27 protein-coding genes and 1 tRNA gene are annotated in these 23,090 nt (G+C 71.5%); 14 read left to right on the top strand and 14 right to left on the bottom strand.

What is annotated here, in order from left to right; translation table 11 throughout:
* Nucleotides 1–67 precede the first annotated feature (67 nt).
* Genes AB0316_RS13040 through AB0316_RS13025 form a run of 4 tightly spaced genes read left to right on the top strand, consistent with a single transcriptional unit; the run spans nt 68 to nt 3,585 of the window.
* Entirely contained in the window at nt 68–1,105 is a 1,038-nt protein-coding gene (locus AB0316_RS13040; RefSeq protein WP_366273443.1) for a tripartite tricarboxylate transporter substrate binding protein, read from the top strand.
* Nucleotide 1,106: 1 nt separating this feature from the next.
* On the top strand, nt 1,107–1,652 hold the full coding sequence (locus tag AB0316_RS13035) for a tripartite tricarboxylate transporter TctB family protein (protein WP_366273442.1): 546 nt from the start codon (nt 1,107–1,109) through the stop codon (nt 1,650–1,652).
* Nucleotides 1,652–3,196, top strand: a complete 1,545-nt coding sequence (locus AB0316_RS13030; protein ID WP_366273441.1) for a tripartite tricarboxylate transporter permease — start codon at nt 1,652–1,654, stop codon at nt 3,194–3,196. Before AB0316_RS13035 ends, AB0316_RS13030 begins: the two co-directional genes overlap by 1 nt.
* Nucleotides 3,193–3,585: a universal stress protein gene (locus AB0316_RS13025; protein WP_366273440.1), complete on the top strand. Its 393-nt coding sequence runs from the start codon at nt 3,193–3,195 to the stop codon at nt 3,583–3,585. The genes AB0316_RS13030 and AB0316_RS13025 overlap by 4 nt, the downstream gene beginning before the upstream one ends.
* 78 nt (nt 3,586–3,663) lie before the next feature.
* Here the strand turns inward: AB0316_RS13025 and AB0316_RS13020 are convergent, their stop codons facing one another.
* The 5 genes from AB0316_RS13020 to nth form a co-directional block, all read right to left on the bottom strand.
* Nucleotides 3,664–3,915, bottom strand: a complete 252-nt coding sequence (locus tag AB0316_RS13020; RefSeq protein WP_366273439.1) for a GNAT family N-acetyltransferase — start codon at nt 3,913–3,915, stop codon at nt 3,664–3,666.
* Nucleotides 3,858–4,442, bottom strand: coding sequence for a hypothetical protein (locus tag AB0316_RS13015; protein WP_366273438.1), 585 nt, complete (start codon nt 4,440–4,442; stop codon nt 3,858–3,860). The genes AB0316_RS13020 and AB0316_RS13015 overlap by 58 nt, the downstream gene beginning before the upstream one ends.
* Nucleotides 4,443–4,563: 121 nt before the next feature.
* A complete protein-coding gene (locus AB0316_RS13010; protein ID WP_366273437.1) occupies nt 4,564–5,766 on the bottom strand; it encodes a MarP family serine protease in 1,203 nt (400 codons plus the stop codon).
* Nucleotides 5,763–6,509 carry a CoA pyrophosphatase gene (locus AB0316_RS13005; protein WP_366273436.1) on the bottom strand — a complete coding sequence of 249 codons (747 nt, stop codon included), beginning with the start codon at nt 6,507–6,509 and terminating at the stop codon, nt 5,763–5,765. Before AB0316_RS13005 ends, AB0316_RS13010 begins: the two co-directional genes overlap by 4 nt.
* Nucleotides 6,506–7,165: an endonuclease III gene (gene nth, locus AB0316_RS13000; RefSeq protein WP_366273756.1), complete on the bottom strand. Its 660-nt coding sequence runs from the start codon at nt 7,163–7,165 to the stop codon at nt 6,506–6,508. The genes AB0316_RS13005 and nth overlap by 4 nt, the downstream gene beginning before the upstream one ends.
* A gap of 291 nt (nt 7,166–7,456) precedes the next feature.
* On the opposite strand from nth, the gene gntA reads away from it, so the two are divergent.
* The 3 genes from gntA to AB0316_RS12985 all read left to right on the top strand — a co-directional run bounded on the left by gntA (nt 7,457) and on the right by AB0316_RS12985 (nt 9,789).
* Nucleotides 7,457–8,317, top strand: coding sequence for a guanitoxin biosynthesis heme-dependent pre-guanitoxin N-hydroxylase GntA (gene gntA, locus AB0316_RS12995; protein ID WP_366273435.1), 861 nt, complete (start codon nt 7,457–7,459; stop codon nt 8,315–8,317).
* The gene (locus AB0316_RS12990; protein ID WP_366273434.1) at nt 8,314–9,000 is read left to right on the top strand and encodes an urea carboxylase-associated family protein; all 687 of its coding nucleotides are present in this window, start codon (nt 8,314–8,316) and stop codon (nt 8,998–9,000) included. The genes gntA and AB0316_RS12990 overlap by 4 nt, the downstream gene beginning before the upstream one ends.
* A gap of 111 nt (nt 9,001–9,111) precedes the next feature.
* Nucleotides 9,112–9,789 (top strand): Crp/Fnr family transcriptional regulator, encoded by a 678-nt coding sequence (locus AB0316_RS12985; RefSeq protein ID WP_142182183.1) that lies wholly within the window; start codon nt 9,112–9,114, stop codon nt 9,787–9,789.
* Between the two features lie 9 nt (nt 9,790–9,798).
* Here AB0316_RS12985 and AB0316_RS12980 read toward each other — a convergent pair whose 3' ends face one another.
* The 5 genes from AB0316_RS12980 to AB0316_RS12960 all read right to left on the bottom strand — a co-directional run bounded on the left by AB0316_RS12980 (nt 9,799) and on the right by AB0316_RS12960 (nt 12,822).
* The gene (locus AB0316_RS12980; protein WP_366273433.1) at nt 9,799–10,467 is read right to left on the bottom strand and encodes a nucleoside/nucleotide kinase family protein; all 669 of its coding nucleotides are present in this window, start codon (nt 10,465–10,467) and stop codon (nt 9,799–9,801) included.
* Between the two features lie 3 nt (nt 10,468–10,470).
* Nucleotides 10,471–11,226: an MBL fold metallo-hydrolase gene (locus AB0316_RS12975; protein ID WP_366273755.1), complete on the bottom strand. Its 756-nt coding sequence runs from the start codon at nt 11,224–11,226 to the stop codon at nt 10,471–10,473.
* A 58-nt stretch (nt 11,227–11,284) separates the two neighbouring features.
* Nucleotides 11,285–12,133 carry an NUDIX hydrolase gene (locus AB0316_RS12970; RefSeq protein ID WP_366273432.1) on the bottom strand — a complete coding sequence of 283 codons (849 nt, stop codon included), beginning with the start codon at nt 12,131–12,133 and terminating at the stop codon, nt 11,285–11,287.
* 7 nt (nt 12,134–12,140) lie between these two features.
* Nucleotides 12,141–12,605: a RidA family protein gene (locus AB0316_RS12965; RefSeq protein ID WP_366273431.1), complete on the bottom strand. Its 465-nt coding sequence runs from the start codon at nt 12,603–12,605 to the stop codon at nt 12,141–12,143.
* A 61-nt stretch (nt 12,606–12,666) separates the two neighbouring features.
* On the bottom strand, nt 12,667–12,822 hold the full coding sequence (locus AB0316_RS12960) for a DUF4177 domain-containing protein (RefSeq protein ID WP_142179199.1): 156 nt from the start codon (nt 12,820–12,822) through the stop codon (nt 12,667–12,669).
* 72 nt (nt 12,823–12,894) lie between these two features.
* Between AB0316_RS12960 and AB0316_RS12955 the strand changes: the two genes are divergently transcribed.
* A complete protein-coding gene (locus AB0316_RS12955; protein WP_366273430.1) occupies nt 12,895–13,656 on the top strand; it encodes an alpha/beta hydrolase in 762 nt (253 codons plus the stop codon).
* A gap of 54 nt (nt 13,657–13,710) precedes the next feature.
* Here the strand turns inward: AB0316_RS12955 and AB0316_RS12950 are convergent, their stop codons facing one another.
* Nucleotides 13,711–14,178, bottom strand: coding sequence for a hypothetical protein (locus AB0316_RS12950; protein ID WP_366273429.1), 468 nt, complete (start codon nt 14,176–14,178; stop codon nt 13,711–13,713).
* Between the two features lie 147 nt (nt 14,179–14,325).
* Here AB0316_RS12950 and AB0316_RS12945 point away from each other — a divergent pair, with 147 nt between their 5' ends.
* From AB0316_RS12945 to AB0316_RS12935, 3 genes are all read left to right on the top strand, one after another.
* Nucleotides 14,326–14,799, top strand: coding sequence for a hypothetical protein (locus tag AB0316_RS12945; protein WP_366273428.1), 474 nt, complete (start codon nt 14,326–14,328; stop codon nt 14,797–14,799).
* A gap of 189 nt (nt 14,800–14,988) precedes the next feature.
* Nucleotides 14,989–16,029, top strand: coding sequence for an ArsA-related P-loop ATPase (locus tag AB0316_RS12940; protein WP_366273427.1), 1,041 nt, complete (start codon nt 14,989–14,991; stop codon nt 16,027–16,029).
* Nucleotides 16,026–17,201: an ArsA family ATPase gene (locus AB0316_RS12935; RefSeq protein WP_366273426.1), complete on the top strand. Its 1,176-nt coding sequence runs from the start codon at nt 16,026–16,028 to the stop codon at nt 17,199–17,201. Before AB0316_RS12940 ends, AB0316_RS12935 begins: the two co-directional genes overlap by 4 nt.
* 92 nt (nt 17,202–17,293) lie before the next feature.
* Here AB0316_RS12935 and AB0316_RS12930 read toward each other — a convergent pair whose 3' ends face one another.
* Nucleotides 17,294–17,578, bottom strand: a complete 285-nt coding sequence (locus tag AB0316_RS12930) for a WhiB family transcriptional regulator (protein WP_142206161.1) — start codon at nt 17,576–17,578, stop codon at nt 17,294–17,296.
* A gap of 306 nt (nt 17,579–17,884) precedes the next feature.
* On the opposite strand from AB0316_RS12930, the gene AB0316_RS12925 reads away from it, so the two are divergent.
* A complete protein-coding gene (locus AB0316_RS12925) occupies nt 17,885–20,341 on the top strand; it encodes a transglycosylase domain-containing protein (protein WP_366273425.1) in 2,457 nt (818 codons plus the stop codon).
* 96 nt (nt 20,342–20,437) lie between these two features.
* Here AB0316_RS12925 and AB0316_RS12920 read toward each other — a convergent pair whose 3' ends face one another.
* A complete protein-coding gene (locus AB0316_RS12920) occupies nt 20,438–20,893 on the bottom strand; it encodes a GatB/YqeY domain-containing protein (protein WP_366273424.1) in 456 nt (151 codons plus the stop codon).
* Between the two features lie 80 nt (nt 20,894–20,973).
* Between AB0316_RS12920 and AB0316_RS12915 the strand changes: the two genes are divergently transcribed.
* Entirely contained in the window at nt 20,974–21,912 is a 939-nt protein-coding gene (locus AB0316_RS12915; protein ID WP_366273423.1) for a metallophosphoesterase, read from the top strand.
* 113 nt (nt 21,913–22,025) lie between these two features.
* Nucleotides 22,026–22,102, top strand: a tRNA-Pro gene (locus AB0316_RS12910).
* 128 nt (nt 22,103–22,230) lie between these two features.
* On the opposite strand, the gene AB0316_RS12905 is transcribed toward AB0316_RS12910, so the two are convergent.
* A complete protein-coding gene (locus AB0316_RS12905; RefSeq protein ID WP_366273422.1) occupies nt 22,231–22,836 on the bottom strand; it encodes a hypothetical protein in 606 nt (201 codons plus the stop codon).
* Between the last annotated feature and the right edge of the window lie 254 nt (nt 22,837–23,090).

The following is a 23,090-nucleotide window of genomic DNA, read 5'->3' as shown; positions in this document are numbered from 1 at the left end:
GACACCGCTCCGGGACGCGGGCACGATCATGCCCGTCCAGCCTCAGATCGCGAAAGAGATCTCAACGATGAGCACTCACCCCACTGCCCGTCACGACCGCAGCCGTCGTGTCGGCGCGTTCGTCGCCCTCGCCGCCGCCGGCGCCCTGGCCCTGTCGGCCTGCGGCGCTACCGCCAAGAAGGACGACGCCTCCACCGGCGCCGCCGCCGGCCCCGCGACGGGCCTGCAGATCATGGTCCCCAACAGCCCCGGTGGCGGCTACGACACCACCGCCCGCACGGTGGCCCAGGTCATGGAGAACCAGAAGGTCACGAACTCGGTGCAGGTCTTCAACCTGCCAGGCGCGGGCGGCACCGTCGGCCTGCAGCGCGTCGTCAACGAGAAGGGCAACGGCAAGCTCGCCATGCAGATGGGCCTCGGCGTCGTCGGCGCGGCCTACACGCAGAAGTCGAAGGCCACCCTCGGTGACACCACCCCGATCGCCAAGCTCATCGAGGAGGCCGGCGCGATCGTCGTCTCCAAGGACTCGCCGTACAAGGACCTCAAGAGCCTCGTCGACGCCTGGAAGAAGGACCCGTCGAAGATCAACGTCGGCGGCGGCTCCAGCCCGGGCGGCCCCGACCACCTCCTGCCGATGCAGCTGGCCAAGGCGGTCGGCATCGACCCGACCAAGGTCTCCTACATCTCCTACGACGGCGGCGGCGAGCTGCTCCCGGCGGTCCTCGGCAACAAGATCGCCTTCGGCGCCAGCGGGTTCGGCGAGTTCCTCGAGCAGGTCAAGTCCGGCTCGGTGCGGATCCTCGCCGTCACGAGCGACAAGCGCATCGACGCCCTCCCCGACGTGCCCACCGTCAAGGAGTCGGGCATCGACTTCACCTTCACCAACTGGCGTGGCATCGTCGCCCCGCCGCAGATCTCGGCCGGCGACAAGCAGGTCTGGGTCGACGCGCTGACCAAGATGCACGGCTCCGACGCATGGAAGGCCGAGCTCGAGAAGCGCGGCTGGACCGACGCCTTCGAGACCGGCGACCAGTTCGGCACCTTCCTCAAGGCGCAGGACCAGGACGTCGCCGACATCCTCAAGGGTCTCGGGCTGACCAGCTGACATGACGGACACGACACCTGACCGCACGCACCCCGAGCCCGCGGGCCAGGATGTCGAGAAGCAGGGCGGGGACCGCGCGCAGTACGGCATGTGCGCGGCCCTCGCCGGCCTCGGCATCGTCCTGCTCGTCAACTCGGCCTCGCTCGCCCCGGTGGCGAGCAGCAACGACTCGCTCGGCCCGAGGGTCATCCCGACCGTCCTGGGCATCCTGCTCCTCGTCACCTCCGTGCTCTACGCCATCGACATCCACCGCGGTGGGGTCGGGGCTGCCGACGAGGGCGAGGACGTCGACCTCGGCGCCAAGGCCGACTGGAAGACCGTCGGCCTGCTCGTCGTCATCTTCGGCGTGAGCGCCGCCCTCATGGAGCCGCTTGGCTGGGTCATCGCCGGCACGCTGCTCTTCACCGGCTGCGCGTACGCGCTCGGCAACCGCCACGTCGTCCGTGGCCTCCTCGTGGGGATCGCGATCTCCCTCGGCACCTTCTACGCGTTCGCCATCGGGCTCGGGGTCAACCTGCCCGCCGGCATCCTCCAAGGAATCCTCTGATGGACAACCTCAACCACCTCCTCGACGGCTTCGCGCACGTCATGACGCCGCTGAACCTGCTCTTCGCGTTCATCGGCGTCGTCGTCGGCACGGCCGTCGGCGTGCTCCCCGGCATCGGCCCGGCCATGACCGTGGCCCTGCTGCTGCCGATCACCTTCACCCTCGACACGACGCAGGCGCTCATCATGTTCGCCGGCATCTTCTACGGCGGCATGTACGGCGGGTCGACGACCTCGATCCTGCTCAACACCCCGGGCGAGTCGTCGTCGGTCGTCACCGCGCTCGAGGGCAACAAGATGGCCAAGGCCGGACGCGCCGCCCAGGCGCTCGCCACCGCCGCCATCGGCTCCTTCGTCGCCGGCACCATCGCCACCGTCCTGCTCGTGCTCGTCATGCCGCAGGTCGTCGCCTTCGCGATCCAGCTCGGCTCGCCGGAGTACTTCGCGATCATCCTGCTGGCCTTCGTCGGCGCGAGCATGGTGCTCGGCTCCTCGCGCCTGCGCGGCTTCGCCTCGCTGCTCGTCGGCCTGTCCATCGGCATCATCGGCATCGACAAGGTGACCGGCCAGCAGCGGATGACCTTCGGCATCCCGCAGCTGGCCGACGGCATCGACATCGTCGTCGTCGCGGTGGGGCTCTTCGCCGTCGGCGAGGCCCTGTGGGTCGCCGCCCACCTGCGGCGCAAGGCCGGCGGCGTCATCCCCGTGGGCCAGCCGTGGATGGGCCGCCAGGACTGGAAGCGCTCGTGGAAGCCGTGGCTGCGCGGCACCGCGCTCGGCTTCCCCTTCGGCGCCATCCCCGCCGGCGGCGCCGAGGTGCCGACGTTCCTGTCCTACGTGGCCGAGCGCAAGCTGACCAAGCACCCCGAGGAGTTCGGCCACGGCGCCATCGAGGGCGTCGCCGGCCCGGAGGCCGCCAACAACGCGTCGGCCGCGGGCACCCTCGTGCCGCTGCTCGCCATCGGCCTGCCGACCAACGCCACCGCCGCGATCATCCTCACGTTCCTGCAGGGCCGTGGCCTCGAGCCGGGTCCGCTGCTCATCGAGAAGGAGCCGGTCCTCGTCTGGACGCTCGTGGCCAGCCTCTTCGTCGGCAACACGCTGCTGCTGCTGCTCAACCTGCCGATGGCGCCGCTGTGGGCGAAGCTGCTCCAGATCCCGCGGCCCTACCTCTACGCGGGCATCCTCTTCTTCGCGACGATGGGTGCGTGGGCGGTCAACGGCCAGGCCTTCGACCTCTACCTGCTGCTCGGGATCGGCCTCGTCGGCTTCGCGATCCGCCGCTTCGGCTTCCCGGTGCTGCCGCTCATCATCGGCGTCATCCTGGCCCCGATCGCCGAGCTGCACCTGCGCCGCTCGCTGCAGCTCTCGCACGGCGAGGTCAGCGGCCTGCTCGGCGGCCCGGTCGCCTGGGTCTGCTACGGCATCATCGCCCTGACCATCCTGTGGCCGCTGATCGCCCGCGCCATCCGTGCGGCCCGCGGCGGCAACGGTGGTCCCGGCTCCGGGCTCGTCTCCGAGCTCAAGGAGGAGGTGACGGCATGACGATCCTCGTCGGCTACATCCCCACCCCGCAAGGCGAGGCCGCCCTCGCGGCCGCGATCGCCGAGGCCAGGTCGCACGACGAGTCGGTCCTCGTCATCAACATGTCGCGTGACGACAAGCTCGTCGACGCCCACCGTGCCGCCGGCTCGGACCTCGACCGGCTCGACGGCGACCTCGCCGAGTCGGGCGTGGCCCACGAGGTGCGGCGCATCGAGCACGGCACCGACCCCGCCGAGGCGCTCCTGCGGATCATCGAGACGGAGTCGCCGCGGATGCTCGTCATCGGCATCCGCCACCGCAGCCCGGTCGGCAAGCTGCTCCTGGGCTCGACGGCCCAGCGCCTCCTGCTCGACGCCACCTGCCCGGTGCTCGCCGTCAAGGCGGCCTGAGCGACCCGGCATACGCAAGACATCACGTCGAGTGGGCACTTTCCGACGACGGAAAGTGCCCACTCGACGTATCGGGCGTCAGGCGGGGGGCTTGGAGACGTCGACGTGACGGGCGACCTCCGCGAAGCCGGCCCGCCGGTAGAGCCCGATCGCGGGGCCGCCGTCCTCGGCGAGGATGACGAGCTGGCGCACGGCTCGGTCCTCGAGCGCCCACTCCCCCGCGGCGCGCACGAGCGCCCCCGCGATGCCTCGCCGCCGGTGGCTCTCCAGGGTCACGACGTCCTGGTAGCGCGCGAGCCCACCCAGGCGGACGATGCCCAGCCGTGCCACCAGCCGGTCGCCGTCGAAGGCGCCGAACCACCGCGCCCGCCCCGACCCGGCGAGCGCGCGCTGGGCGCCGGCGCGCCGCCGCTCGAACACCATGCGCTCCTCCAGCCCGGCGTCCCCGGTGTCGGACGCGCCGACGTGCCCGACTGCTCCCAGTCGTCGTCGCCCTCCAGGGGCCGAGTGCGTATGCCGTCGGGCACGTCCCCGGCGACCGGCAGCTGCGTCGTGGCCAGGTCGACGGCGCCCTCGACCTCCCAGCCACGCGCCGCCCACGCCTCGGTGTCGCCGCCGTCGAGGGTGAAGGCGACGGCCCGGTGCCTCGCCTCGGGGAACTCCTCCTCGAACCGCGCGACCCAGCGGTCGACCTCGTCCGCCCGGGCCTCGCCCTCGACGAGCACGAAGTTGCCCCACCAGAAGGTCGGGTTGGCCTCGGTCCGGACGACGAGGTGGTGGCCGTGGTCGGTGACGGTCGAGCCCTGCAGCCGCAGCAGCTCGAGGTCGGTCGTCAGCCCGGGACTGTCGATGCGCATGCCCGAATCCTGCCCTCCCCGTCCGCCCCCCACGTCGAGTGGGCACTGTGCGTCACCTCGAGCCGTCGCAAAGTGCCCACTCGACGTCGGAAAGTGCCCACTCGACTTGGGCGAGAGATGGTCAGCTGGCCACGCAGGCGCCGGTGCTGACCTCCATGCCGGCCGAGGAGGCCTCGTCGAGCACCGGCCGGGCCTCGGCGAGGGTCAGCGCGTAGCCCGTCTTGGCGTCCTCGAGCGACTTGGCGAAGATGACGCCGACGACGCGGCCGTTCGTGTCGAGGAGCGGGCCGCCGGAGTTGCCCGGCTGGACCGTCGCGGCGAGCGAGTAGATCTGGCGGACGACGCGGTCCTTGCTGTAGATGTCGAAGCCCCGGGCGTCGAGCTGGGCCCGGATGCGCGCGGACACCGCGCGGTAGGGGCCGTCAAGCGGGTAGCCCGGCACCGCCGCGGAGTCGCCGCGCTGCAGCTCCCCGCCCAGCTGCAGGGGCGGAGCCAGCAGGCCCGGCACGCTGACGACCGCGAGGTCGCGGCGCGGGTCGAAGACGACGACGCGGGCCTTCAGCACCTGGTCGCCGCTCTGCACCTGCACGTCGTCCGCGCCGGCGACGACGTGCGCGTTGGTGACGATGCGCCCGGGCATGAGCACCCACCCGGTGCCCTCCTGGCCACGCTGGCACGAGCTGGACTGCGTGGTGACCTTGACGACCGACCGGGCCGCGCCGCGGATCGCCTGCGAGTGGGCGACGGCGGGGTCTGGTCCCTGGACCGGCGTGATCGGCTCGGGCGCGAGGCCGCCGAAGACCTGCGGAAAGCCTTGGCTGGACAGGAACCCGCGGAAGCCGGCGAACACCTGCCCCGTCTCCTCGGGCACCACCGAGTTGACGACCTGCAGCACCTTCGAGTCGGCCATGGCCTTCGACAGCGTCGGGTTGCCGGCCGTGCGCAGCGCGCCGCCGATGAACCAGACGATGAGGCTCGCCGCCAGCGCCACGACGACCGCGCCGAGCGCCGAGTCGACGCGTCGCAGCGACGTCTGCCCGACCCGACGCCGTATGCGTGAGCCGAGCAGGCTGCCGAGGAACTGTCCCAGCCAGCCGAAGCCCACGACGCCGACGACGAGCACGAGCACCCGGGTGCGGCTGTCGTTCGCGACGGCCGGCCAGCGCGTGAGCATCCCGGGCAGCTGCCAGACCGCGAGCATGGCGAAGGCGAAGAAGCCGACGAGCGAGCACACGCTCTGGATCAGCCCCTGTCGGTAGCCCGACACGGCATACGCGAGCAGCAGGAGCACGAGGACGACGTCGAGCAGGTTGCTGCCGGTCATGCCCGCCTCCCCTGACGCAGGAAGACCTCGGGCAGCGGCCGCATGACGCCCGCGTCCCACGGCTGGGACAGGCCGGCGAGCTCGAGGACGCTGCTGAGCAGTCCGGCGGTGAAACCCCAGAGGAAGAGGTGGTCGAGCTCGAAGCCCGGCCCGGTGTAGCCGGACGGGTGGGTCACCGAGAAGCGCGTAGCCGGGGCGACGAGGTGCGAGACCGGCACGGACAGCACGTCGTGCACCTCGCGGGGGTCGCGGACGCCGATGGGCGTGGGCTTGGCCCACCAGCCGAGCACCGGGGCGACGACGAACTGGGCCGGCGCGAGGAAGAGCGACGGCAGCTGCGCGACGACCTCGACCCCGCCCGGGTCGACGCCCGTCTCCTCCTGCGCCTCGCGCAGCGCAGTCGCCACGAGGTCGTCGTCCTCGGGGTCGCGCGAGCCGCCCGGGAAGGCGATCTGGGCCGGCTGGGTGCGCATGGTGTGAGAACGCTCGATGAGCACGACATGCTCCCCGTCGTCGTCGGATCCCGCGGGTGGCGGGCCGAAGAGGATGAGGACCGCCGACTCCCGTCCGCCCTCCTCGGGCGGCAGGAAGCGCGAGAAGTACTGCGGCGCCACGCTCTCGAGGCGCACCGCGACGTCGTCCATCCACGCCGGGCGCGGGGCGGTGCCACCATCCAGCGCTGGGGACGGCTCGATGGCGCCCGACGGGCCGGCATACGCGATGCCGCTGACGACCTCCGTCACTTCGGTGCCAGCTCGTACTTCAGCAGCTTCGCCGCCTTGTCGGGATCGGTCTCGCCGATGCCGTAGCTCGGGCACAGCCGGGCGACGGGGCAGGCGCCGCAGGCGGGCTTCTTCGCATGGCAGGTGCGGCGGCCGTGGAAGATCACGACGTGGCTGAGCATCGTCCAGTCGCGTCGGAGGAAGAGCCGGCCGATCTCGTGCTCGACCTTGACGGGGTCCTCCTCCTCGGTCCAGCCGAAGCGGCGTACGAGCCGCCCGAAGTGCGTGTCGACGGTGATGCCCGGCACGTCGAAGGCGTTGCCCAGCACGACGTTGGCCGTCTTGCGGCCCACTCCCGGGAGGGTGACGAGGTCCTTGAGCCTTCCGGGCACCTCGCCGTCGAAGTTCTCGACGAGGGCGATGCCGAGCTTGATGAGCGAGTCGGCCTTGTTCCGGTAGAAGCCGGTCGGCTGGATGATCGTCTCGAGCTCGGTCCGGTCGGCCGCGGCGTAGTCGGCGGCGCTCTGGTACTTGGCGAAGACGATCGGCGTCACCTTGTTGACCCCGACGTCGGTCGTCTGCGCCGACAGGATCGTCGCCACGAGCAGCTCGAGCGGGGTGCTGAAGTCGAGCTCGCAGTGCGCGTACGGGTAGCGCTCGTGCAGCAGGCGGTACATCTTCCGGGCGCGCCGGGTCCGCGCCACGGGGCTCTCGTCGGCGGTCACGACGGCACGGGGAGACACGCACGACACTGTATGCCGCCGCGCTGGGTCACGCCGTCCGCCGCGCTCCTCGCCGAGCCGGGCCCGCAGGACCGCACGTGACAGAGCCCACACCCCTGTCCAACCTTCGAGCGAAGACCTCTCCTTCTGGGTACGTGCTGCAACGCACGGAGGGAGTCCGACATGTCAACGGATACGCGCATCGATGCCCCAACGCCTGCCGAGGCGAGCGTTCTGCCTGCCTCCGTGATCCCAGCGTCGCCCGCGGCCGTGCCGGTCGCTCTTACGGAACCCGAGGAGCACCACGGGCTGGAGTCGACCCTCGACCTGCTGGCCGGTATGGACCTCGCCCACTCGCCCGAGCAGGACGTCGTCCGGGCCCTCGAGCTCATGGTGACCCACGCCGAGTTCCCCTGCCTGGGAGCGAAGTCCGTCTTCCGCCGCGGCGGCATGGACCACCTGGTGCTCGGCGACATGACCGATCCGGACGTCCCCGGCCAGCTCCTCGAGCGGCTCCGCGCCTTCGCGACCAGTATCGAGGGCGAGAGCGGCTTCCACTCCTTCATCGTCACCTTCCGCGGGCCGGTGCCCGCCGACGAGGCCGGCTTCGAGACGGCCCTGTTCGACCTGCTCCAGCGGCTGCACGACGTCGACGACGAGTCGTGGGCCGACGGGGTGGGCTCCGACCCCAGCGACCCGCACTTCGCCTTCAGCGCCGGCGGCACCGCGTACTTCATCGTCGGCCTGCACCCCGCCGCCTCCCGCGTGGCCCGGCGGGCCCCGCTGCCCACCCTCGTGTTCAACCCGCACGACCAGTTCGAGAACCTGCGCGCCGAGGGCCGCTTCGACCACATGCGCAGCACGATCCGCCGTCGCGACGTCGACCTGCAGGGGTTCGTCAACCCCATGGTCGCCGACCACGGCGACAGCACCGAGGCCCTGCAGTACTCCGGGCGCCACCATCCCGACGGCTGGCAGCCGCCGCTCGAGGTCAACCCCGAGGCCGCCGCAGCCACTGACGGCACGCACGTCCCGACCACCACCGCGAGCGCGAGCCGGTGCCCGATGGGAGCCCGCGCCACCACCCACCCAGGGGAGCAAGGATGACGATCTCGCAGGACCTGACGCACACCACCCTCGGGCGCCTCTTCGGCCCCGGCGGACCGGTCTTCCAACCGCTCGGCGGCTACGGTGACGGCATGGAGCTCACCCGCCTGGCCCCGCAGACCGGCACCGCCTTCCTCCTGCGGGCGGGCCAGCGACTGACGGTCGTCGACCCCACCGGCGAGCAGGTCAGCGACTTCTTCGCCGTCATGGCCGACGACCGCGACGAGTGGTTCAGCTCCGGTCGCACCATCGACTACGCCAACTCGACGGCCGTGACCACCGGCAGCGTGCTCTACAGCAACCGCAGCCGGCGGATGGCCACCGTCGTCGAGGACACGTGCGGGCACCACGACATCCTGCTGACGCCGTGCTCGCAGGAGACCTTCGACCTGCTCTATCCCGAGTTCCACGGGGCCTACCACCCCAGCTGCTACGAGAACCTCGCCACCAACATGGCGGCCTACGACGTCGACCCCGACCGGATCTCCACAACACTCAACATCTTCATGAACGTGTGGAACGAGCGCGGCGGCGAGCTGCACATCGACCCGCCAACCTCGCGTGCCGGTGACCGCTTCGTCCTGCGCGCCGAGGCCGACCTCATCGTGGGCCTGACCGCCTGCTCGGCCGAGAAGTCCAACAACGGCGTGTGCAAGCCCATCGACTACCGCATCGACGACTGAGCCGCGTGCGAGCAGCAGACGGTCGGGCCGGGGCGGGCCACAGTTCGACGCGCGACCGGATGTGCCTGTGGTGTCAGGGCATCGGCACGCACCACGTGGCACACTGACCCCGTGGATCTCGACGTGGTGAGGCGTGCGCCCCTGTTCAAGGCTCTGGACGACGAGGCGGCCTCCGCCCTGCAGTCCGAGATGAGCCGGTCGCACATGGAGCGCGGCGACGTGCTCTTCCACGAGGGCGACCGCGGCGACACGCTCTACGTCATCGCCGAGGGCAAGATCAAGCTCGGCCGCCGCAGCCCCGACGGCCGCGAGAACCTCGTCGCGATCCTCGGTCCCGGCGAGATGTTCGGCGAGCTCAGCCTCTTCGACCCGGGGCCCCGCACGATGACCGCGACCGCCGTCGCCGAGACCCAACTGCTCGGGCTCGGCAACGACTCGCTCACGGCGATCCTCACCGGCCGCCCAGAGGTGTCCAAGGCCCTGCTCGCCGCGTTGGCCCAGCGCCTGCGCCGCACCAACGCCCACCTCGCCGACCTCGTCTTCACCGACGTCCCCGGCCGCGTCGCCAAGGCGCTGCTCGACCTGTCGGAGCGCTTCGGCAGGCCCGTCGAGGGCGGCATCATGGTCTCCCACGACCTCACGCAGGAGGAGCTGGCGCAGCTCGTCGGCGCCTCCCGCGAGACCGTCAACAAGGCACTCGCGGACTTCGCGACGCGCGGGTGGCTGCGCCTCGAGGCCCGGGCCGTCCTGCTCCAGGACGTCGAGCGTCTCAAGCGCCGCGCCCGCTGAGCCTTCCGGTCAGCCCGTCGGACCGGCGAGGCGCCAGCCGTCCGGCCCGTTGAGGACGACCCTGTCGGCGCGACTGGCCGTGGCGGCCACCGCGACCGCGTTCGCCTCGTCGGTCTGCTCGACCCAGGCCAGCGCTGCCGACGGGCTCTTGCCGAAGGTGACGTGCCGGTCGACGAGACGCGACCGGCGCACCTCGTCGTCGCCCGCCACGAACCACACCTCGGCCAGCTGCGCCCGCGCCCGCTCCCAGCGCGCCTCGGGCAGGAGCAGGTAGTTGCCCTCGGTCACGACAAGACGAGCAGACGGCGGCACCACCATCGCCGCGGCCAGTGGCTGCTCGAGGGTCCGGTCGAAGCCCGGCGCGTACACCCACGAGTCGGGCTCGGTAACGACCCGGTGCAGCAGGTGGGCGTAGCCGTCCGCGTCGAACGTGTCGGGAGCACCCTTGCGGGACAGCGCTCCCAGCCGCTCGAGCTGCGCGTCGGCGAGGTGGAAGCCGTCCATCGGCACGTGCGCCACCCAGTCCCTGCCCTGCGCGGCCCCGACCGCTCGGACCAGCGCGTCAGCGAGGGTCGACTTGCCGGCGCCGGGCGCACCGGCGATGCCAAGGACGACCCGCCGGTGGTCGCCGACGAGCGCTAACGCCGCCGCAGCCAGGGCTCCGATGCCGCGGTCCATTGCTCAGGCGTGGGCGCGGAGGTAGTCGAGCTGGGCCCGCACCGACAGCTCGGCGGCGGGCCACACGCTGCGCGGCACGTCGGCGTAGACCTGCTCCACGACGTCGTATGCCGTCTGCGCACCTCGGGCGACCGCCTCGCGCACCTGCTCCAGCCGTTCGGCGCGGTGCTTAAGGTAGAAGGTGACGGTGGCTGCCGCGTCGGCGACGAACGGCCCGTGCCCCGGGAGCAGGCTCGTCACCTCACCGGCGCGGGTCAGCGCCTCGATGTGTTCGAGCGAGGCGAGGTAGGCCTCGAGGCTGCCGTCGGGCCAGGCCACGACGGTGGTGCCGCGCCCGAGCACGGTGTCGCCGGTCAGGAGCGTGTTGTCGGCGGGCAGCACGAACGAGAAGGAGTCGCTCGTGTGGCCGGGGGTCGGGGCGGCGAGGATCTCGAGCCCACCGACCCGGACCGTCTCCCCGGCTCGAAGGTCGTCGTGGCCCCTGCCGAAGCCGCGCACCGGCGCACCGGTCAGCTCGGCGAAACGGCCCACCCCTTCGGCGTGGTCGGCGTGCCCGTGCGTCAGCAGGGTGAGGGCCACCCGGCGCCCTGACTCGGAGACACGGCGCACGACGTGCTGCAGGTGGGCCTCGTCGAGCGGGCCCGGGTCGACGACGACGACCTCGTCGGAGCCGGGCTCGGCGAGCAGCCACGTGTTGGTGCCGTCGAGCGTCATGGGCGACGGGTTCGGGCAGAGCACGCACTCGGCGCGCTCGGTCATGACGCCGCCGTGCCAGCTCGGGTCGGCCTCCGATCCCTTCACCACCCGCCCCCTGCACTCACGTCGTGACCACTTCGACGATCTCGATGGCCGCACCCTCGGGGCCGGACACGACCTGCGGCATGACGAGCGGCAGCGCGTCATTGTGCACGACCACGTCTGCGGCACAACGCGCGTCGGCGATCTCCTCCACGCACACGACCGTCGGGGGAAGCATGAGTGCCGACCCGGCGGCATACGCCCTCAACAGCTCGGACGGGACGAACCAGTCGGCGTGGTCGGCCTCGGTGGTGTCGCCGTCGGCGACCTGCGCCGGGGGCATGAGCGCGGCGAAGAACCACGTGTCGTAGCGGCGCGGCTCGAAGACCGGCGTCACCCAGTGCGCCTTGGCGACGACGAGGTCGGACCGCAGCACCAGGCCCTTGTCGTGGAGCACCTCGTCGAGGGACAGCCGCCGGTCGACGAGGGCCTGCCGCACGCCGGCCCACTCCGGCCCGTCGACCGCGGCGAGCGGGCCGTCGGCGGAGGCGCCGGCGAGCAGCACACCGCACTCCTCGAAGACCTCGCGCACCGCTGCGGCCACGAACATCTGCGCCTCGGCGGGCGAGCAGCCCAGTCGCGCAGCCCATTCCGAGGGCGAGGGCCCCGCCCAGGGCAGGGTCGGGTCGCCGTCGCGCGCGTCGACCCCGCCGCCGGGGAAGACCATCATGCTCGGCGCGAACTCCATCGCGGAGACGCGCCGGAGCATGAAGACCTCGGGGCCGCCGGCGCCGTCACGGACGAGCATCACCGTGCTCGCCCGGCGGGGCGCAGCCACGTCCCACCGCTCGCCGGCGAGCCAGCGCGTCGCCGCGTCGGCGATGCCGGGGGTCGTGGTGAGCGGGAACCGGCGGCCCGTCGAGGTCACGTCGAGGTCACTTCGCGACGGAGACGATGACCTCGACCTCGACCGGGGCGTCCAGCGGCAGGGCGGCGACGCCGACGGCCGAGCGGGCGTGGATCCCGTTGTCGCCGAAGGCCTTCACGAGCAGCTCGCTGGCGCCGTTGATGACGGCCGGCTGGCCGGTGAAGGACGGGTCGGACGCGACGAAGCCGACGACCTTGACGACGCGAGTCACCGCGTCGAGGTCGCCGATCTCCGACTTGATCGCGGCGATGGCGTTGAGCGCGCACGTCTCGGCGAGGGACTTGGCGGTGTCGGCGTCGACCTCCGCGCCGACCTTGCCGGTCGCGGCGAGGGCGCCGTCGGCCATCGGCAGCTGGCCCGAGGTGAACACGAGGTCGCCCTCGCGGACGACGGGGACGTAGGCGGCGACGGGCGGCACGACCTCGGGGACGGTGAGGCCGAGCTCGGACAGGCGGTCTTCGACAGCAGACATGGTGCGGGGGCTCCTCAGGGGTGGCTCGGGGGTGTTCGGAGGTGGCTCAGCGGTGGCTGGCTCAGGACTTGGGGCGCTTGAAGTACGCGACGAGGCTCGTGCCGTCGGGGCCGTTGACGATCTGGACGAGCTCCCAGCCGTCAGCCCCGAAGTTGTCGAGGATCTGCTTGGTGTTGTGGATCAGGAGCGGTGCGGTGAGGTATTCCCACTGGGTCATGGGCTCACCCTACTCAGCGGCCGCAGCACGCCCCGACGAGCGCTCGGCGCCCCGGGTGGCAGCATGACGCGCATGACGAGCAGCGCCGAGACCAGCCCTGAGACCCGTTCCTACGGCGAGGACCCCGCGCAGGTCTACGACGTGCTCCTCCCGGCCGCCGACGCGCCGCCGGCGCCGGGCACCGTCGTCGTCGTGCACGGCGGTTTCTGGCGCAAGGAGTACGACCGCGACCACGCCCTCCCCGAGGCGCGCGCCTTCGCCGCCGCGGGCTGGCACGTCGTCGTGGCGGAGTACCGCCGAGCAGGTATGCCGGGTGGCGGCGTCCCCGGGACCCTCGACGACGTGCGCGACCTCCTCGCGTCGGTGGCTGCCCAGCCGGACCTGCCGAAGCCGTTGGTCCCGGTGGGCCACTCCGCCGGTGGCCACCTCGTGACGTGGGTGGCCGGGCAGCCGTGGGCGACCCAGCGCGGCATCGCCGGCGTCGTGTCGCTGGCCGGCGTGGTCGACCTCGGTGCGTCCGACCGCCTGCACCTGGGCTCCGACGCGGCGCGCGAGTTCGTCGGAACCGGGCCCAGCAGCGAGGCCTGGACCTCCGCCGACCCGATGACGACGCTGCCGCCCAAGGTGCCGGTGCGCCTGGTCAACGGCGCCGACGACGACACGGTGCCCCCGGAGGTCGCTGACGCATACGTGCTCGGGGCCACTGCGGCCGGCGGGGACGTGACGGTTCAGGTCGTGCCCGGCACCGACCACATGGCGATCATCGACCCGAGCCACCCCGCCTTCGACGAGGTGCTGGCGGCGGTCCGGTCGCTCACGTCGACGAGCCCCTGACCTCCCGACCCTTCTCCGGTTCGAGGTGATACCGCAGCCCCGTCCGCGTCAACATCACCTCGAATCGATCGAGACTCCCGGTGGTTCGAGGTGATCGTGGTGGGTTCGCCCCGGCGACATCACCTCGAACCGGTTGTCCACACCCACCACGGCGATGCACCGCACATCCACAGCTTGCGTATGCCGCTCGCCTCCGAGGGACGTCAGCGCGACGGTCGTCGGATGAGAGGTGCAGAACGACGGCGACGTGCTCGCGAACTCGCAGACCAGCAAGGTGGCGTGGTGTCGCGCGCCATGCTTCGAGCAGCAGGCATCCAGCGGCAGCACGTCGCATCCGAGGTGCATGCAGAACGGTGGACCCTCCACGGCGACGTCACGGTGGCGGTGCACACCCGTCCGTTGACCCGTGAGGAGCAGCTGTGGCGAGCCGTCTGGGAGATCGGCCCAGACGTGGCAGCGCTGGACGGCGTCACGTCCCTGCACGTCGCGGGCCTGAAGCACTACGACGAGCCGAGTGTTCACTGCTCGGTCGTCCACACCGCGCGGGTGACCTGGCCGTCGGGGGTTGCGGCGCACAAAGTCATCCGCCGCGTTCCTGACGAGGTCGTTGCGGTCGGGATCCCACGGACTCGGCCAGCGGTGGCGGCACTTCGTGCAGCCCACTGGGCCGTGAGCGACCGGCAGGCGGCCCTCATCCTCGTGATGACCGTCCAGCAGCGCCTCGCCACACCGGAGCAGCTATTGCACACGACCGAAATCCTGAAGGGGCGCCGCCGCCGTGCCTTCGTCAAGGGCGTCGTCCGCGACATCGCACTCGGGGTGCAGTCGCTCGGCGAGCTCGACTTCGCGAGACTCTGCCGGGAACGCGGCCTTCCGGAGCCCGACCGACAGGTCCTCGTGCAGACCGACACAGGGCGCGTCTACCTCGACGTCCGGTGGCGGGGCGGCCTGGTCGTCGAGATCGACGGCGTGCAGCACCAACGCGCCCTCGCGGTCTCGGCGGACAACCTACGAACCAACGCCCTGGTTCTTCGCGGCGACCGCGCCCTGCGCATCGATCTGGTAGGGCTGCGCGTCTACACCGAGGAGTTCATGGCCCAGGTCGCGCAGGGACAGGCCCAGCTCGGCACCTCGGCCGCCTGACCCGTCCGCGCCAGGGGTCGAGGTGATCTCGACCTGCACCAACCCCACAGGATCACCTCGAACCAGCGTCGGCAGAAGTTGATGGAGGTGATAGGAGCTCCCACCAGCCCACGGGATCACCTCGAACCGGGAAGGGGGCAACCCGAGGTCGAGGCGACCTCCGAACGCGCCCCGCCTAAGGTGGGAGGCGTGACGACGGACCCGAGCGCCGCACCCTGGGCACGAGCGCGACTGCACGTCGTCACGGGCAAGGGCGGCACCGGCAAGACCACGGTCGCCTCCGCGATCACCCTCGCGCTCGCCTCGCGGCCGGGCCGCGTCCTCATGGCCGAGGTCGAGGGCCGGCAGGGCATCAGCCAGACGTTCGACGTGCCACCGCTCGGCACCGAGGAGACCCGCATCCTGCGCCTGGCCGGAGGCGGCGAGATCGTGGGCCTGTCGATCGACCCCAAGGCCGCGCTGCTCGAGTACCTCCAGATGTTCTACAAGCTCGGCCGGGCCGGCAAGCTGCTCGAGAAGTTCGGCGCGATCGACTTCGCGACGACCATCGCCCCCGGCGTGCGCGACGTGCTGCTCATCGGCAAGATCTACGAGGCCAACCGGCGCCGGCGGGACGGGCGCCACAAGGGCGAGGCGGCCCCCGTCTACGACGGCATCGTCCTCGACGCGCCGCCGACGGGTCGCATCGGACGCTTCCTCTCGGTCAACTCCGAGGTCGCCGACCTCGCCCGGGTCGGGCCCATCGCCTCGCAGGCCGCCTCGATCACGCGGCTGCTCGAGTCGGAGCAGACCGTGGTCCACCTCGTCACGCTCCTCGAGGAGATGCCGGTGCAGGAGACCCTCGACGCCATCGACGAGCTGCGCGCCAAGTCGCTGCGGCCGGGCGCGATCATCGTCAACATGGTGCGCGAGCCGCTGCTCGACGACGTCGCCCTCGACCAGGCCCGCGACGGACGGCTGCACAAGGCCTCCATCCGGGGCCAGCTCACCGAGTCCGGCATCCGCGTCACCCCCGAGCTCGTCGAGGGCCTGCTCGACGAGGCCCGCGACCACGCCGAGCGCGTCGACCTCGAGCGCGAGCAGCTCGCCCTCCTCGAGGCCACCGGCCTGCCTATCGTGCAGCTGCCCGCCCTGCCCGGCGGTGTCGACCCGGGCTCGATCCGCGAGCTGGCCGCGCTGCTCGCGCCCCTATTCACCCCGGCCACGGTCCCCGCGGCGGTGCAGGCATGAGCCCGGCGACCACGTCCCCCGCCCCGCCCGCGCTCGATGTCGACGCCCTCATCGACGACCCGGCCACCTCGATCGTCGTCTGCTGCGGATCCGGAGGTGTCGGCAAGACCACGACCGCGGCGGCGCTGGGGCTGCGGGCCGCCGAGTCCGGGCGCAAGGTCGTCGTCCTCACCATCGACCCCGCGCGCCGGCTCGCCCAGTCCCTGGGCCTCACCGAGCTCGACAACACGCCCCGCCCCGTGGCCGGCATCGACACCTCGGCCGGCGGCAGCCTGCACGCCATGATGCTCGACATGAAGCGGACCTTCGACGAGGTCGTGCTCGCCCACTCCGACCCCGACAAGGCCCAGCAGATCCTCGCCAACCCCTTCTACCAGGCGGTCAGCAGCTCCTTCGCCGGCACGCAGGAGTACATGGCGATGGAGAAGCTCGGCCAGCTCAGGGCCAGCGCCGGCAGCCCCGACGCCCCGTGGGACCTCATCGTCGTCGACACTCCCCCGTCGCGCTCGGCCCTCGACTTCCTCGACGCCCCCAACCGGCTCGGCAGCTTCCTCGACGGGCGGTTCATCCGCCTGCTCACGGCGCCGGCCAAGGCGGGCGGGCGCGCCGGCCTCAAGGTCTTCGCCGGCGGCATACAGCTCGTCACGAACACGATGACCAAGATCCTCGGCGGGCAGATGCTGAACGACGTGCAGACGTTCGTCAACGCCCTCGACACGATGTTCGGCGGCTTCCGCGAGCGCGCCGACGAGACCTACCGCCTGCTGTCGGAGAAGGGCACGGCCTTCCTCGTCGTGGCGGCGCCCGAGCGCGACGCGCTGCGCGAGGCGTCCTACTTCGTCGACCGGCTGGAAGCGGACGGCATGCCGCTCGCCGGGCTCGTCGTCAACCGCATGGGTCGCGTCTCGGCCGGTGGGGTCACCCCCGCCCGCGCCCTCGCTGCCGCAGAGCACCTCGAGGAGAGCGATGGCCCGAAGTCGGCCGACAACGCCGCGGGCCTCCTGCGCCTGCACGCCGCGCTCGTGACGACGAGCGAGCGGCAGCGCGAGCTCGCCGACCGCTTCTCACGGTCACACCCCGGCATACCGGTCGTGCAGGTGCCCGCGCTCGGGCGTGACGTCCACGACCTCGAGGGCCTGCGCCAGATCGGTGACGCGCTCGCGGGGTCGTGACCGATTGGTCACGACCCCGCGATCGTGTGAAGTTGTGAGAGCGGCGACCGGCAGTCTGTTCGACCGGCTGCCGCTCGGTCTTGCGCGTCCTGCTACCTGGCCTGTGCGGCCATGCCCGCCTTGAGGGCGGACTTCCAGGACGTGATGTCGGGCCGCTTGCGCAGCAGGGCCCGGCGCTCGCGCTCGGTCATCCCTCCCCAGACGCCGAACTCGGTCCTGTTGTCGAGAGCCTCCGCCAGACACTGGGCGAGGACCGGACACGTCTTGCAGACGGCCTTCGCATCGTGCTGTGCCTTGCCCCTGACGAACAGCGCATCAGGATCCTGACCGGAGCACTTGGCCTGACTGGCCCACTCGTCCACCCACGGATCCACCATGACGACTGCACTCATTGCACTACCCCTCCCCGCCCGGCGCCTCCCATGACATCCGAGCCGGCCGTTGGACCGTCCCACCGGTCCTGACCATCGGGTCCCCCAAGACCCAAAGGAGACATTAGGATCGGGAGCCCCCCGACGGACATAGCCTCTATGGACCATTTAGTTGAGCGGGTGACTAGTCACCTGAGCACGGTCGAGGTGGTCACCGCAGGCGAGGTGGGCTCGGCGTCACGCGCGCAACTCGGGCGATCCGGCCCGCGCGGGGCACCTGTGGTCATAAGGTGTGCGGTTACCCTTGGGCCCATGTCTTCACGCACGACCTCGATCGGTGGCGTCATCAGCCTGCTCGGCGCGTTCCTCGCGTCCGCGCTGGTGCTCGGCCTTCTCGCCGCCGGCCTGGCGATGCCAGCGGTGGGCGCCACGGGGGCCTTGGCCCGCAGCGGCGTCGACGTGTTCAACGAGCTGCCCAGCGAGTTCACGACCGACCCGCTGGCCCAGACCTCCCGCATCCTCGCGGCCGACGGCTCCGTCATCGCGACCCCGCAGGAGCAGAACCGCACGATCGTGCCGCTCGACAAGATCGCGCCGATCATGCGTGAGGCCCAGATCGCGATAGAGGACCACCGATTCTACGAGCACGGTGGCGTCGACCTGCAGGGCGTGCTCCGCGCCGCGATCGGCAACCTCCGCAGCGGCGCGACCACCTCGGGTGCGTCCTCGCTCACCCAGCAGTACGTGAAGATCTCGCTCCAGTACTCCGCGCTCAACTCCGGCAACAAGGAGGCGGCGGCCGAGGCCGTCAAGAAGGACTACATGCGCAAGCTCAAGGAGCTGAAGTACGCGATCACGCTGGAGAAGAAGCTCACCAAGGACCAGATCCTGCAGGGCTACCTCAACCTCGTCTACTACGGCGACCGCGCCTACGGCGTCGAGGCAGCGGCCATGCACTACTTCAGCGTCCACGCCTCGCAGCTCACCCTGTCGCAGGCGGCCCTGCTCGCCGGCCTGACGCAGAACCCCGGCACCACCGACCCGGTGAACTTCCCGGAGCGCGCGGTGGCCCGGCGCAATGTCGTGCTCGACCGCATGCACGAGCTCGGCCGCATCACCGACAAGCAGTGGACCGACGCCAAGAAGCGCACCCTCAAGCAGGACATGCGGGTCACGGAGCCCAAGAGCACGTGCCTCGCTTCGCCCTACCCCTACTGGTGCGACTTCATCATCAACTACGCCCTCGCGATGCCGCAGCTCGGCAAGACGCTCGAGGAGCGCAAGCGGATGCTCTACCGCGGCGGCGTGACGATCACGACTACCCTCGACCCGAAGCTGCAGCAGTACGCGCAGATGGAGGTCACCAAGAAGGTGCCGATCGGCAACAAGGCGCGCATCGGTGCCGCGGCGTACGTCGCCGATCCCAACACGGGCCAGGTCAAGGCGTTCGCGCAGAACACCGAGTACTCCGTCGAAAAGGGCAAGGAGCTCGAGGGCAAGACCAGCATCAACTGGGCGCTCGACTTCAAGTACGGCGGCTCCGGTGGATTCCAGTTCGGTTCCACCGCCAAGGCGTTCGCGCTCGTGACCGCCATGGAGTCCGGCATGAAGATCAACGCCAGCGTCAACGCCAAGGGCGCCGGGGGCAGCTCCAAGGCGGTGTACACCCCGAAGGAGTGGCCGGGCGGCCCGAACAACTGCGGCCCGGGTGAGCCCTGGCCGGTGCGCAACGACACGCCGTTCGCCGGCGGCAACATCAGCCTGATGAAGGCGACCGCCCTGTCGACCAACACCGCCTTCGTCGCGCTCGTCGAGAAGCTCGGCGGCTGCAAGGTGCGTGACACGATGATCCGCCTCGGCCTGCACCGCTCCGACGGCGGGCAGATCGGACGATACGCGCCGCAGTACATCCTCGGCGGCGACGACGTCTCGCCGCAGGGCGTCGCCCACGCGTACGGCGTGCTGGCCGCCAGCGGCAAGAAGTGCCCCATGGTCGCGATCACGAAGATCATGCAGGGCAGCAAGAACATCGCCCTGCCGGCCACGCCGTGCGCGCAGGTCGCGGATCCCGACGTCGTCCACGCCACCGACAAGTTCCTCGAGTACAACATGACGAACGGCTCGGGCATCCGGAACCAGCTCGACGACGGCAAGCGGCAGTCGGCCGGCAAGACCGGCACCGCCGACAACAACAACGAGTCGTGGTTCGTCGGCTACACCCCGCAGCTCGTCACCGCAGTCTGGGTCGGCACGCCCTACGACCCGATCACCCGCGTCATGAAGAACGTCAGCGTCGGCGGCCAGTTCTACCCCGTCATGCACGGTGCCGCGATCGCGGCCCCGATCTGGAAGGCGATCATGAACCGGGCCTCGGAGGGCCTGCCGCAGGTCAAGTTCCCCGAGCCGTCCAGCAAGTTCACGACGGGTTCGAACCCGGCCGACTCAACGTCCGCCGGCTCCATCCCCGGCGTCACCGGCATGACGGTCGGGCAGGCGATCGCGACGCTGCAGTCCGCCGGCTACTCGGCTGGCGTCGGCGGCACGATGAGCTCGTCGGTGCCCCAGGGTCTCGTCGCCGGCACCTCCCCGTGGGGGCAGGCGCCGAGCGGCACCTTCATCACGATCTACACCTCACGCGGAGGTTCACGGCAGGCACTGCCCCAGCCGCAGCCCACGGTCGTCAAACCGAGCGGAGGTGGCGGCACCACCACCGGCGGCGCCAAGCCCAAGCCCGGCAAGACCAAGCCGGGCAAGCCCCCGAAGCCGTAGACCAGCCCAGACACCACGAAGGCCCGACGCGCTCGCGTCGGGCCTTCGTCGTCCTGGCGTGCCGGCCACCCTGAGCGGGTGGGCCGCCGAGGCACCTCAGCCGGCGAGGACGCGGCGCACGATGGCGGCCACGCGCCCGCCTTCAGCGCGACCCGCCACGGCGGCGTTGGCCGCCTTCATCGCCAGGCCCATCTGCGGCATACCGGTGGCCCCGGATGCGGTGACGGCCTCCCGCACGATGGCCTCGAGCTCGTCGTCGCCGAGCTGCTTGGGCAGGTAGGTCTCGAGGACGGCGAGCTCCGCCTCCTCCTTGGCAGCGAGCTCGGAGCGGCCGGCGCCGGAGTACGCCTCGGCGGCCTCGCGGCGCTTCTTGGCCTCCTTGGTCAGGACCTTGAGCACGTCGTCGTCGCTGAGCTCGCGGTGCTCCTTGCCGGCGACCTCCTCGTTGGTGACGGCGGTCAGTGCCATCCGCAGCGAGCCGGCACGCACCTGGTCACGCTCGCGCATCGCGGAGGTCAGGTCGGACTGCAGCTGCTGCTTGAGGGTGCTCATGGGCCAAGTCTGACAGGTCGCGCAGCCCCGCCCCGCCCGGTTTGTCGGCCGGCGCTCCCCCGGGTGCGAGGATGGGCCCCATGCGTGCCGTGACCAAGACCGTGCTGGGCCTGGGCTTCGCCGGTGCGGGCGTGCTCGGCTGGGCATCGCTCGTCGAGCGCAACGCGTTCGTCCTGCGCCGCTTCGAGGTGCCGGTGCTGCCCGAGGGCGCCGCGCCGCTGCGGGTGCTGCACCTGTCGGACCTGCACCTGCTGCCGCGCCAGCGGGCCAAGCGGGCCTGGGTGCACAGCCTCGCCTCGCTCGACCCCGACCTCGTCATCACGACGGGCGACAACATCGCGGCGCACGACGCCGTCCCGTCGCTGCTCGACGCGTACGACCTGCTCCTCGGCACGCCGGGCGCGTTCGTGCTCGGCTCCAACGACTACTTCGCGCCGAAGGTGAAGAACCCCGTGCGCTACCTGACGCGCCATCACGCCCGCGACGTCGGCACCACCCCCCGCCTGCCCACCGCCGATCTCGTGCGCGGGCTGGGCTCGCGTGGCTGGGTGAACCTGACGAACCGGCGCGACTCGCTGACCGTCCGCGGGCTGCGCGTCGACCTCGTCGGCGTGGACGACCCGCACCTGCGCTACGACCGGCTCGACCTCGTGCGCGGCCCCGCCTCCCCCGACGCCGACCTCACCCTCGCGGTGACGCACGCTCCCTACCAGCGGGTCCTCGACGCGTATGCCGCCGACGGCGCCGACCTCATCATCGCCGGCCACACGCACGGCGGGCAGGTCTGCCTGCCTGGCTTCGGCGCGCTCGTGACCAACTGCGACCTCGACACGAGCCGGGCCAAGGGACTCTCGCGGTGGTGGCCGGGCGCGGGCTCGACGCCGTCGTCGCGCGCACCGGAGGGCGCCGCGTGGCTCGAGGTCTCTGCAGGTTTGGGCACCGCTCCCACCGCTCCCGTACGCCTGGCCTGCCGCCCTGAGGCGAGCCTCCTGACGCTCGTCCCCCGCTCGAGGGCCTGAGCCGAGCCCGGACCGGAACGACCCGATTCGGAGATGGACGGGAGGCTGCGCTAGCATCTCTGCTTGCTGCCTCCGGTCGACCACGTCGACCGAATCCGAGGCAGGTGCAGCACCGGGGTGTGGCGCAGCTTGGTAGCGCGCTTCGTTCGGGACGAAGAGGTCGCAGGTTCAAATCCTGTCACCCCGACCATCCGCCAAAGGGCCTGCTGGAATGACGAAGTCATCCAGCAGGCCCTTTGGCGTAGGCGGGGGACATCATGCCCGGAGGAGCCGCGCACCGCGCGAGGAACGAGCGCGGGACGCGGCGACGGTGTCCTGTCACCCCGACCATCCGCGCGGCGGGACGGTGCGCGGCGGATCCGGCTGGGTCCGCCGCGTCCCCGCGCCCGGCTCCCGGCGGTCGACGGCGGCCGCCAGCAGCAGGAGCGCTGCCAGGCCCACGAGTGGCGCGACGACGGCTCCCGACGAGCCTCCGAGCAGCGCGCCCAGTCCGGGGCCCTCGGCACCCGGCTCCCGCAGCAGGCGCACCAACACGGAGAGGAACGGCACCGCGGCCACGGCCAGGAGCAGGCCGCCCGCACGGAGGGGGTACGTCAGGCCGACCACCGCGAGCGGCAGGGCTAGCATCAGGGTCAGCACCGGGACGTCGGGCGCCTCCACGAGGTCGACGACGAAATTGACGACGCCCCAGGCGGCGAAGAGCGCCACAGCAACGGCCAGCACCCTCCCGGCGAGGCGACGCCGGAAAACCGCCAGCAGGGTCAGGGCCGCCGTCGGCACGACGACCCCGAGCGCCATCAGCACCGCCGCCCACCCGCCCGGGTCGTCGAACGCATACCCGAGGGCGAAGAGCAGGCCGCCGACGGCGAAGATCGTCGTCAGGACGAGGGTCGCGCGGCGAAGGACCAGCGACAGGGTCCGCATCACGGACCTCCTTCCGCTCACCTTGAGCCTCCTGCCTGCGCCTCGGGCTGCACAGGGTCCAAGGACCCGCGACTCGGGTGACGGAAGCAGGGGTCCGCGCGACACTGGTGACGGGCACCGCATCGCGGTGGCCGACCGGCCGAGCGAGCGGGAGGACGCCATGGCCGTCGAGACATCGGGAGAGGCCCGGCATCCCCGGCCCACAGCCGAGCCCGACGGGAATGCACGCGGCCCCGGCACGGACGATGTGGACA

It is taken from the genome of Terrabacter sp. NPDC080008 (genome assembly GCF_040702505.1).
Classification (GTDB): domain Bacteria; phylum Actinomycetota; class Actinomycetes; order Actinomycetales; family Dermatophilaceae; genus Terrabacter.
The sequence above is the reverse complement of the archived record's forward strand: the minus strand, read 5'-3'. Positions and strand labels throughout refer to the sequence as shown.